The sequence below is a fragment of the Stenotrophomonas pictorum JCM 9942 genome (assembly GCF_001310775.1).
In the GTDB taxonomy this organism is placed as follows: domain Bacteria; phylum Pseudomonadota; class Gammaproteobacteria; order Xanthomonadales; family Xanthomonadaceae; genus Stenotrophomonas; species Stenotrophomonas pictorum.
The window spans coordinates 1-10,436 of sequence record NZ_BAZI01000067.1 but is presented as its reverse complement, the minus strand read 5'-3'; the positions used below and the strand labels follow the sequence as shown (position 1 = coordinate 10,436).

Below are 10,436 nucleotides of genomic sequence, written 5' to 3'. Positions count from 1 at the left end.
CACGGCCGCGCCTCGGCCCGAACCGCTGGAGGCGGTCCGCAGTTCCGGCAGCACGCCGCAGAGTGCCGAAAATCTCGCGGCCGAAAGACTGCAGCAATGGCAGAGCGACCTCGACAGCGATGCCACGCTCCCGCGCCGGCAGTGGCTCAAGCGCATCCGCGAACGCCGCGACTCCGGCGATCTGTCCGGCGCACGTCTGAGCCTGCGGCGTTTCATGCAGGAGTATCCCGAGGCGCGTATTCCGCGTGACCTGCGCTCCCTGCTCACGGACTGACCGCGCAGACACACGCGTCGGTTGTCAGCCTCTAGAATGGCGGTGATGCTCGACACCCTTGCCGCCCCCGCCAGCCACGAGCTGGAGATAAAACACAGCCGCTTCCTCGCGCAGGCCGCCCCTATCGGCACTGCCGCCGAAGCACTGGCGTTCATCGGTGCGGTCTCGTTCGCCGATGCTACCCACAACTGCTGGGCCTACCGCCACGGCAATGAATACCGCTCCAGCGATGACGGCGAACCGGCCGGCACCGCGGGCAGGCCGATCCTGGCAGCTATTGATGGCCAAGGCTACGACCGCATCGCGGTGGTGGTCACGCGCTGGTATGGCGGCATCAAGCTGGGCGCCGGCGGTCTGGTGCGCGCCTACGGCGGTACCGCCGCCGAGTGCCTGCGGCTGGCCCAGCGCAGCCCGCTGGTGGCGATGACCGAACGCATCTTGCAGTGCGGCTTCGAGGACATGGGCATCGTCCACACCCTGCTGGGCAATGCCGGTGCCGAGAAGCTTGAAGAACAATTCCTGACCGAGGGTCTGCGCCTGCACGTGCGCCTGCCTGCCGACCAGATCGACGCGTTGGCGCTGCGCCTGCGTGATGCCACCCGCAACCGCCTGCGCATGAGCGAGCTTTCCCCCCATGACTGAACCAATGCATCCCTCACCCAAGCTGCAGAAGCTGGGCAGCCTCAAGGCGCTGTGGCCGTTCGTGCGTCGCCATGGCGCTCTGTTCGGGGCGTGGCTGGTCGCATTGGCGGTGTCCTCAACGGCAACGTTGAGCCTGCCGATGGCGGTCAAACAGATGATCGACCACGGTTTCTCCGGCGGCGGCCAGATCAACCGCGCGTTCTCGCTGCTGTTCGTGGTGGCGGTGGTATTGGCGCTGGCCACGGCCGCCCGCTTCTTCTTTGTGTCGCTGCTTGGCGAGAAGGTCGTCGCCGACCTGCGTGGACGCCTGTACGCCCACCTGATCGGCCTGGATGCCGGCTTTCACGACCGCAACCGCAGCGGCGAGCTGGTATCCCGGCTGACCGCCGACTGCGAACTGCTGCGCAGCGTGATCGGCTCGACCATGTCGGTGGCCTTGCGCAGCGGCGTCACCGTGGTTGGCAGCATGGTGATGCTGTTTGTCACCAGCCCGCGTCTGGCCGCGTATGCGTTGATTGGCATTCCCCTGGCGGTGCTGCCGATCGTGCTGGGCGCGCGCCAGCTGCAGAAGATCTCACGCGCCAGCCAGGACCGCATCGCCGACGCCAATGCACTGGCCGCCGAGACCCTGGGCGCGGTCCGCACCGTGCAGGCCCATGCCCGTGAGCCCTACGAACGCGGCCGCTTTGAAGACGCATTGAAGGTCTCGGTGGCCACCGCACGGCGCCGTATCCGCACCCAATCCGTCGTGACTGCCATCGCCATCGTGCTGGTGTTCGGTGCCATCGTCGCGGTGCTGTGGTCCGGCGCGCATGATGTCGTGGACGGCAACATGAGCGCCGGCACGCTGGGACAATTCGTGCTGTATGCGCTGATCGGCGGCGGCTCGGTGGGCGCACTGGCCGAAGTGTGGAACGAACTGCAACGCGCTTCCGGCGGCATGGGCCGCATCGCCGAGCTGCTGGCTGAAACGCCAAGCATCACCGCGCCGGCGCAAGCCCAGCCGCTGCCGGTACCGTTGCGCGGGGAAATCCGCTTCGAGCACGTGTCCTTCCACTACCCGCAGCGTCCGGACCAGCCGGCACTGGACGACTTCAGTCTGACGGTGGCGCCCGGCGAGACCGTTGCCCTAGTCGGCCCCTCCGGCGCGGGCAAGAGCACGGTGCTGTCACTGCTGCTGCGTTTCCATGATCCGGACGCCGGCAGCGTGCAGCTTGATGGCATCGATCTGCGCCGGCTCGATCCGGCCCAACTGCGCCAGAACATCGCGCTGGTGCCGCAGCAGCCGGCCCTGTTCGCCGCCAGCGCCGCCGACAACATCCGCTATGGCCGGCTCGAGGCCAGTGATGAAGCGATACGGATCGCCGCACGCTCGGCCGAAGCCGACGAGTTCCTCAGCCAGCTGCCCGAAGGTTACGCCAGCGATCTGGGCGAGCGTGGCGCGCGCCTGTCCGGCGGCCAGCAACAGCGCATCGCCATCGCTCGCGCGTTGCTCAAGGACGCGCCGGTGCTGCTGCTGGACGAGGCTACCAGCGCGCTGGACGCGCAGAGCGAGCGCGCGGTGCAGCAGGCGCTGGAACGACTGATGAGCGGCCGCACCACGCTGGTGATCGCGCATCGTCTGGCCACGGTGCTGAAGGCCGACCGCATCGTGGTGATGGACCACGGTCGCATCATCGCCCAGGGCTCGCATGCCGAGCTGCTGGCCCAGGACGGGTTGTATGCCGAACTGGCGCGACTGCAGTTCATAGATTGAGAACATCATGCCGACAGCCGGGTAACGCCGCTGCCGGCATGATCAACGCGGCCGATCCGGGTCCCTGCCACCAGGAGCTGAGCGATGGCGTTCCGACAATTCCCTGCGACAAGTGCCGATGGCCAGAGCTGGATCGTCATCGAATTCAGGGACGAAACACCAGGCGTGGCCAGTGGCAACTCCACACCCGCACCACGTTATGAATTGGCCGACGGGCGTCCACTGATCCGCCAGGGCAGCCACCTGGGAACCGCCGATGGTGCGGTCAGGTTGTCACTGAACCAGCCATACCGTGCCTGAAAACAGGACCTCCATGGGACAGCGGATGCAGCGGCAAAACGCGTGGACTATGCGGGCCTGAATGGCTTTGCCAAACCAGCCCGATGCTGGTCAATTATTGAACAAGTGTCTTGACAGCCTTGTGCCACAAGGCGCGCCGACGCTTATCCACACGTTTGTGTACATTTCATCCACACCCCCTGTGGATTAAGTCGCAGCTGCTGCGACAGTCCCCGGGTAGGTCAGCGTCCCAGCACGCGTCCGATACCGCTGTGATCGATCTGCTCCGCGGCCGCGGCCAACACCTCCGGCGCATAGCTGTGCTCGAAACCGATACGGAAATGCACTTCCCCTGATGGCGTACGCGAGGAGTGGATCGAGGCCAAGCTGACCCCATGCTGCTCGAAAACATGCAGCAGTTCACGCAGTGAACCGGCGCGGTCCTGCGGCAGATGTACGCTCATCGCTCGTTGTTCGGTGAGATCGGCCAGCAGATAGCCCAGCCGCTCGAAGCTGTAATTGCCGTCGCGCAGGGTGTCCTCGCCCACCGCCGCCCGGTTGTCGAGCAGGAACTGCTGACGGAACACGGCGCGGGCCGAATCGCTGCTCTGTCCGATCAGTCCGCGCAACTGCTGCAGCTGGCCGAGCAGACGATCCAGCATCTCGGCGGTATGCGGATTGCCGAACTGGATGTCTTCGTAGATCGCCGGATTCAGCGACAGGATGCGCGAAATGACCGCCGCATCCAGTTCGAAGGCGGTAGAACGGTAAGGCATCAGCGCCTGCAGATCACCCAGCAGCGGCGCGTACTCGCGCAGCACACTGGCCTGCGCCAGATGGGTGGCGTGCACCATCGCCTGCACCAGCGCCATCACCCGGTCATGATGCTCGGGGGTGGCACGCACGCATTCGGCCTCCAACCCGGCGTACAGCTCCTTGAGCCAACCCTGCCAGCGGGGATCCAGGCGGGCTTCACAGACCACCATCACCCGGCCCTTGAGGGTCGGCGATTTGGGCGGCGCGGTCATCGGATGCAGTCCGGCGACCGATGCTCTGGACTCCAGCATCGCCGCTACCGGCCCGGCCTTGATCGAGGTGACATCCAGCCACAAACGGCCCTGCTCGCGCCCGCCCGAGCGGTGGACGTAGTCGCGTATCAGATCCGGCGTATGGCGGATGGGCGCGGAAAACAGCAGCACGTCGGCCCGCTCCAGCAGCTGTTCGGGGGTCTGCGAGTCCGCATCCACCGGATCATGGCCGATGACCGTCAGCCCCATCCGCGACTGGAAGAATCCGCGCAGCCAACGGCCATAGGCGCCGCCGCTGCCGACGATGCCGATGACAGGACCACTCATGCCAGGCGCTCGGCGCGGAACCGGTGCGGCGTACCCAGCGCCGCGGGCGCTGCGGCAAGCACATCGAATTCCTCCACGCCCTGCGCCAACGTCGCTTCCAGCGCGGCATGCACACCGGCAATGGCGCGGCCCACCGCATCTTCAAAGGCGTGTCCTTTGAGCAGAAAGGCGACGATCAGCGACATCAGCACGTCACCGGTACCAGCCACATCCACCGGCAGATGCGGCGAGGTCCAACGCCAGACTTCATCGCGCCCGATCGCCAGCGTCACCAGGTCGCCGGGATTCCCCGAGACCGAATGGGCGATCACCCATTCCGGCCCCCGTTCCAGCAACTTGCGCGAAGCGGCGATGGCATCGTCCTGCGCCAATGCGGGCATGCCGGTCAGACGTCCCAGTTCGAACGCGTTGGGAGTCACCAGCCAGGCATGTGGCAACAGCCGTTCGGCAAAAACCTTCTCCAATCCGGGCTCCACATAAGGCCCAGTGTGGGTGTCACCGATCACCGGATCCAGGCAGTAACGCAACTGGGACGACTGCGGAAGCACTGTATCCAGCCAGTCGGCGAATGCGACACCGTTTTCCACACTGCCGAAATAGCCGGACACCAGCGCACCGGCACGCTGCGGCAGACCACGTTCGCTCGCCCCCAGCAGCAGATCGGCAAACCAGTCCGCGGGGAGCACGCGCCCGCGCAGCGTCGAATAGAACGGCGCATTGCTCAGCAGCGTCGTGGGAATTTCCGCCACGCGCAGACCCAGCGCACGCAACGGCGGCACTGCCGCACTGTTGCCGGCGTGGCCGTAGACCAGTTGAGATTGGACCGAAATCACGTCCACCGGCGTCGGCCCATCCGGCGTTGCCGACGACCGTGCACGAGATGGCTGTGGTCGACTTCGTTCATCGTTACATTCTACGTCCGCACACCCCCGAGGCGACGGCGTAGATTGCGTGCGCAACCAACGCCGCGCACGGAAACAACAAAGCCGCAGCAAGCTGCGGCTTTGTCATTGCTGAAAACGAACCGGTCAGGTGGAGGTCATGCGGTCCCAGAACCCCTTGACGCCATCAATGAACGTGGCCGACTTGGGCGAATGCTTGCGCGCGTCCTCGCCACTGAAGCTGGCCTCGAACTGTTCCAGCAGCTTGCGCTGTTCGGCCGTCAGGTTGACCGGAGTTTCCACGACGATGCGGCAGTACAGGTCCCCTTCGGTACGACTGCGCACCGACTTGACGCCCTTGCCGCGCAGGCGGAACAGCTTGCCGGTCTGGGTCTCGGCCGGAATGCGGATCTCCGCCTCACCCCCGAGCGTGGCCACCCGGATCGTGTCGCCCAGCGCCGCCTGCGAGATACGCACCGGCACTTCGCAATGCAGGTCGTCGCCATCGCGTGTGAAGATTGCATGCTCGCGCACGCGGATTTCCACATACAGATCGCCCGGCGGCGTGCCCGGCGGACCGGCCTCGCCCTCGCCCTGGAGGCGGATGCGATCACCGCTGTCCACGCCCGCGGGCACCTTGACCGAGAGCACCTTGTCTTCCTCGACCCGACCGTTGCCGTGGCAGGTCTTGCAGGGCTTGGCGATGATCTGGCCACGGCCGCCGCAGTTGTGGCACGCCTGCTGCATGGCGAAGATGCCACGCTGCACCCGCACCTGGCCGCGTCCGCCGCAGACGTTGCAGGTCTCGACCTTGCGGTCTTCCGAGCCGCTGCCATCGCAGTCGTCGCACTCGGCCAAGGTGGGGATCTCGATGCGGCGTTCGACGCCGGCCACCGCCTCCTCCAGGTCCAGCTCCATCACATAGCCGATGTCGGCCCCGCGACGCGGCTGGCGCGGACCGCCACCGCCCCCGAAAATATTGCCGAAGATGTCGCCGAAGATGTCGTTCATGTCGGGGCCGCCGTGGCCGCCCCCACCGCCCATGCCATGCTCGAACGCGGCATGACCGTGGGCGTCGTACATGCGCCGCTTGTTGCCATCAGATAGGACCTCGTACGCCTCCTTGCACTCCTTGAACGCCGCTTCGGCCGCGGAGTCCCCCGGATTGCGGTCGGGGTGATGCTTCATCGCGCAACGGCGATAGGCCTTCTTCAGTTCTTCGTCATTGGCAGTGCGGGAAACACCCAGCACTTCGTAGTAATCGCGCTTGCTCATTTCAGGAATAGAGTTCCGTCACTCGGGATTCGTCAAAACAAAGGAGCGAAAACCGCTTCCGCTCCTCTGTTGGCCGCCCCGACGCCGGCTTACCCTTCTGTCAGGACCAGTTGTTGCAGGAGGGGAAGGGGGCGATGGCCTGCGCCACCACCCCGTTCCACCGCCGGATCAGGACTTCTTGTCGTCCTTGACCTCGGTAAACTCGGCATCGACCACGTCATCGCTGGACTGACCGGCACCGGCATCGGCCGTGCCGCCCTGCTCGCCCGCCGAAGCGGCAGCAAACAGCGCCTGGCCGGCTTCTTCCAGCGACTTGGACTTGGCTTCGATCTGCGCCTTGTCGTCGCCCTTCATCGCCGTTTCCAGATCGGCCAGTGCCGCCTCGACCTTGCCGATGACATCGCCGCCGACCTTGCTGCCGTGCTCGGTGATGGCACTGCGGGTCGCGTGGATCAGACCATCGGCCTGGTTGCGGGTCTGCACCAGCTCCTGGAACTTCTTGTCTTCCTCACGGTTGGCTTCCGCATCGGCGACCATGCGTGCGATCTCTTCCTCGGACAAACCCGAGCCGGCCTTGATCTCGACCTTCTGCTCCTTGTTGGTCTTCTTGTCCTTGGCCGACACGTGCAGGATGCCGTTGGCGTCGATGTCGAAGGACACTTCCACCTGCGGCATGCCACGCGGGGCCGGCTCGATGCCGGACAGGTCGAACTTGGCCAGCGACTTGTTGTAGCGGGCCTGCTCACGCTCACCCTGCAGCACGTGCACGGTCACGGCCGACTGGTTGTCCTCGGCGGTCGAGAAGATCTGCGAAGCCTTGGTCGGGATCGTGGTGTTCTTCTCGATGATCTTGGTGAACACGCCACCCATGGTCTCGATACCCAGCGACAGCGGGGTCACGTCCAGCAGCAGCACGTCCTTGACGTCGCCGCCCAGCACGCCACCCTGGATCGCGGCACCCAGTGCCACGGCTTCGTCCGGGTTTACGTCCTTGCGCGGTTCCTTGCCGAAGAACTCGCTCACCGCCTGCTGCACCTTCGGCATGCGGGTCTGGCCACCGACCAGGATCACTTCGTTGATGTCGCTCGAACGCAGGCCGGCGTCATTGAGCGCGACACGGCACGGCTCGATCGACTTCTTGACCAGGTCTTCCACCAGCGCCTCGAGCTTTGCACGGGTCAGCTTGATGTTCAGGTGCTTCGGGCCAGAGGCATCGGCGGTGACGTACGGCAGGTTGACTTCGGTCTGCTGCGCGGACGACAGCTCGATCTTTGCGCGCTCGGCAGCATCCTTCAGGCGCTGCAGGGCCAGCGGATCCTTGCGCAGGTCGATGCCCTGGTCCTTCTGGAACTCTTCCACCAGGTACTCGATAACGCGGTTGTCGAAATCTTCGCCGCCCAGGAAGGTGTCACCGTTGGTGGCCAGCACTTCGAACTGCTTCTCGCCGTCGACGTTGGCGATCTCGATGATCGACACGTCGAAAGTGCCGCCGCCCAGATCGTAGACAACGATCTTGCGATCCTTGTTGTCGCCCTTGTCCAGGCCATAGGCCAGGGCCGCGGCGGTCGGCTCGTTGATGATGCGCTTGACGTCCAGACCGGCGATGCGGCCGGCGTCCTTGGTCGCCTGGCGCTGGCTGTCGTTGAAGTAGGCCGGCACGGTGATGACCGCTTCGGTGACCTTTTCACCGAGGAAGTCCTCGGCGGTCTTCTTCATCTTTTCCAGCACGCGCGCGGAGATTTCCTGCGGCGCCATCTTCTTGCCGTCGCTGGTCTGCACCCAGGCATCGCCGTTGTCATGGGCCAGGATGCCGTAGGGAACGTGGGCGATGTCTTTCTGCACTTCACCGTCGGTGAACTTGCGGCCGATCAGGCGCTTCACCGCATAGAAGGTGTTCTTCGGGTTGGTGACGGCCTGGCGCTTTGCCGAGGCGCCCACCAGCACTTCGCCGTCCTTGGTATAGGCGACGATGGAAGGCGTGGTGCGATCGCCTTCCGAGTTTTCGATGACGCGGGCCTTGCCGCCGTCCATGATCGCCACGCACGAGTTGGTGGTGCCGAGGTCGATACCAATGATCTTGCCCATGGGGGACTCCTGAGGATTCGTTTGCCGGCAGCCGCCGGGGATGAATGGGATGTGGGGGATGGCGTGGTGACATTCAAGCCACCCCTGGAACACGGTTTGCGGATGACCGGCGCCGTTTAACCGGCGGCCAGCCTGCGGGTCAGTCGACCCGGGCCACCACCACCAGCGCCGGACGCAGCAGGCGCTCGTTGAGCAGGTAGCCCTTCTGGAACACGGTCACGACCGCGCCAGGGTTCACGCCAGCCGGCGCATCCACTTGGCTGATGGCCTGGTGGTGCTCCGGATTGAAGGTTTCCCCGGCCGGATCCAGCAGCGCCAGACCATTGTCGGCCGCCACCTTGAGCAGCTGCTTGTAGGTCAGTTCCAGCCCTTCGCGCAGCGGGTTGGGCTCGCTGCCCGCGGCGGCAAGGCCCGCATCCAGGCTGTCAAACACCGGCAGCAGTTCGCCCAGCAGCTTCTCGTTGGCAAACTTGCGCGCCTGCTCGACATCGCGGGCCACACGCCGGCGCTGGTTCTCCAGGTCGGCGCGCTCACGCAGCGCGTCAGCCTTCACCTGCTCCAGCTCGGCGCGCAGCGCCTGGATCTGCTCCTGCTGGGGATCGGTGGCCGCTTCGCTGTCAGCGGGGGTAATGGGGTCGAGTTCTGGGTGCTCTTGGTTCATTTCCGGTTCCCTGGCGGAAGTTCAGCCGCCTACCCTGCCCCGTATGTGGGCGGCGGCGGCGGTTTCAAGGTCAAGAATCACGCGGTGAGACGCCAACCACCTACCCTGCCAGGAAAATCCACCCCCGGACATTTGCCCGGACCTTCGCGCATGCTAGTTTTGCGCGGCCCCAAGACCTGCCGACCATGCTCAGACATCTTTCCATCAAGGATTTTGCAGTAGTACGCGCCACCGAACTGGAGTTCGGCCCCGGCATGACCGTGGTTTCCGGTGAAACCGGCGCCGGCAAGTCGCTGATGGTCGATGCGCTGGGCTTCCTTTCCGGCCAGCGCGCCGACTCCGGCGTGGTGCGCCACGGCGCCAGCCGGGCCGAGCTGTCAGCCGAATTCAGCCTCAGCGATGACACCCCCGCCCGGCAATGGCTGCGCGACAACGAACTCGATGACGAGGAACAGTGCCAGCTGCGCCGGGTCATTCGTGCCGATGGCGGCTCGCGCGCCTTCATCAATGGCCGCCCGGTACCGGTATCGCAACTGGCCGAACTGGCCGCCTTTCTGGTCGAAATCCACGGCCAGCACGAGCAGCAGGCCCTGCTGGCCCGCCACAGCCAGCTGGTACTGCTGGATGCCTACGCCCGCAACGAGACCGAGCGCGCCGCCGTTCGCCTGGCTGCATCACGTTGGCAGGCGTTGCTGGACGAGCGCGAGGCCCTGTCGCAACAGGGTGATGTCTCCGATCGCATCGGCTTTCTCGAACACCAGCTGGGCGAACTGCAGCGCGAGGAGCTGGAGCCGGCTTCCATCGCCACCCTGATCGCCAGCCACCGCCGCCAGGCCCATTCCACCGCCCTGATCGAGGCCTGCCAGCATGCCAGCGGCCTGCTCAACGGCGACGACAGCCCCTCCCTGCTCGCCCAGCTGCAGCAGATTCGCGGCGAACTGGCGCGGGTCAGCCAGCACGATCAGCGACTGGGCGAGATCGACAGCATGCTCGATGCCGCCGCCATCCAGCTGCACGAGGTCCTGGTACAGCTGGACCGGGTGCAGGACGACCTGGACAGCGATCCGGAGGCATTTGAAGACATCGAACGTCGCCTCGGGCGTCTGCATGATCTGGCGCGCAAGCACCGCGTGCCGATGGAGGAGCTGGCAGGCACCCGCGACCGTATCGAGGCCGAGCTGGAGCAGCTGCGCGGCGCCGACGAGCGTCTGGCCAGGCTGGCCGACGA

At 65.5% G+C, this 10,436-nt stretch carries 8 protein-coding genes and 2 pseudogenes; 5 read left to right on the top strand and 5 right to left on the bottom strand.

The window, feature by feature from the left end:
* From JCM9942_RS05695 to JCM9942_RS05680, 4 genes and pseudogenes are all read left to right on the top strand, one after another.
* Window positions 1-274 (top strand): annotated as a pseudogene (locus JCM9942_RS05695) (hypothetical protein); the annotation flags it as partial.
* 45 nt (window positions 275-319) lie between these two features.
* The gene (locus JCM9942_RS05690; RefSeq protein WP_054658295.1) at window positions 320-916 is read left to right on the top strand and encodes an IMPACT family protein; all 597 of its coding nucleotides are present in this window, start codon (window positions 320-322) and stop codon (window positions 914-916) included.
* A complete protein-coding gene (locus JCM9942_RS05685; RefSeq protein WP_054658293.1) occupies window positions 909-2,672 on the top strand; it encodes an ABC transporter transmembrane domain-containing protein in 1,764 nt (587 codons plus the stop codon). Before JCM9942_RS05690 ends, JCM9942_RS05685 begins: the two co-directional genes overlap by 8 nt.
* An 84-nt stretch (window positions 2,673-2,756) precedes the next feature.
* The gene (locus JCM9942_RS05680; RefSeq protein WP_054658290.1) at window positions 2,757-2,972 is read left to right on the top strand and encodes a hypothetical protein; all 216 of its coding nucleotides are present in this window, start codon (window positions 2,757-2,759) and stop codon (window positions 2,970-2,972) included.
* A 221-nt stretch (window positions 2,973-3,193) separates the two neighbouring features.
* On the opposite strand, the gene JCM9942_RS05675 is transcribed toward JCM9942_RS05680, so the two are convergent.
* From JCM9942_RS05675 to grpE, 5 genes and pseudogenes are all read right to left on the bottom strand, one after another.
* A complete protein-coding gene (locus JCM9942_RS05675) occupies window positions 3,194-4,306 on the bottom strand; it encodes a prephenate dehydrogenase (RefSeq protein WP_054658288.1) in 1,113 nt (370 codons plus the stop codon).
* Window positions 4,303-5,210: pseudogene (gene pdxY, locus JCM9942_RS05670) on the bottom strand (pyridoxal kinase). The gene JCM9942_RS05675 and the pseudogene pdxY overlap by 4 nt, the downstream one beginning before the upstream one ends.
* Window positions 5,211-5,334: 124 nt before the next feature.
* A complete protein-coding gene (gene dnaJ / locus JCM9942_RS05665; protein WP_054658286.1) occupies window positions 5,335-6,462 on the bottom strand; it encodes a molecular chaperone DnaJ in 1,128 nt (375 codons plus the stop codon).
* A 168-nt stretch (window positions 6,463-6,630) separates the two neighbouring features.
* The gene (gene dnaK / locus JCM9942_RS05660) at window positions 6,631-8,547 is read right to left on the bottom strand and encodes a molecular chaperone DnaK (RefSeq protein WP_054658284.1); all 1,917 of its coding nucleotides are present in this window, start codon (window positions 8,545-8,547) and stop codon (window positions 6,631-6,633) included.
* A 139-nt stretch (window positions 8,548-8,686) separates the two neighbouring features.
* Complete coding sequence (gene grpE, locus JCM9942_RS05655) at window positions 8,687-9,208, bottom strand: nucleotide exchange factor GrpE (protein ID WP_054658282.1); 522 nt, start codon at window positions 9,206-9,208, stop codon at window positions 8,687-8,689.
* A 185-nt stretch (window positions 9,209-9,393) separates the two neighbouring features.
* Here grpE and JCM9942_RS05650 point away from each other — a divergent pair.
* Window positions 9,394-10,436: AAA family ATPase (locus JCM9942_RS05650; protein ID WP_157722795.1), on the top strand; the 1,043-nt coding region annotated here is incomplete at its 3' end.

What these genes read in the sequence shown, in the direction of transcription:
- JCM9942_RS05690 (WP_054658295.1), top strand. Translation starts at nt 320, where the DNA reads ATGCTCGACACCCTTGCCGCCCCCGCCAGCCACGAGCTGGAGATAAAA.
- JCM9942_RS05685 (WP_054658293.1), top strand. Translation starts at nt 909, where the DNA reads ATGACTGAACCAATGCATCCCTCACCCAAGCTGCAGAAGCTGGGCAGC.
- JCM9942_RS05680 (WP_054658290.1), top strand. Translation starts at nt 2,757, where the DNA reads ATGGCGTTCCGACAATTCCCTGCGACAAGTGCCGATGGCCAGAGCTGG.
- JCM9942_RS05675 (WP_054658288.1), bottom strand. Translation starts at nt 4,306, where the DNA reads ATGAGTGGTCCTGTCATCGGCATCGTCGGCAGCGGCGGCGCCTATGGC.
- dnaJ (WP_054658286.1), bottom strand. Translation starts at nt 6,462, where the DNA reads ATGAGCAAGCGCGATTACTACGAAGTGCTGGGTGTTTCCCGCACTGCC.
- dnaK (WP_054658284.1), bottom strand. Translation starts at nt 8,547, where the DNA reads ATGGGCAAGATCATTGGTATCGACCTCGGCACCACCAACTCGTGCGTG.
- grpE (WP_054658282.1), bottom strand. Translation starts at nt 9,208, where the DNA reads ATGAACCAAGAGCACCCAGAACTCGACCCCATTACCCCCGCTGACAGC.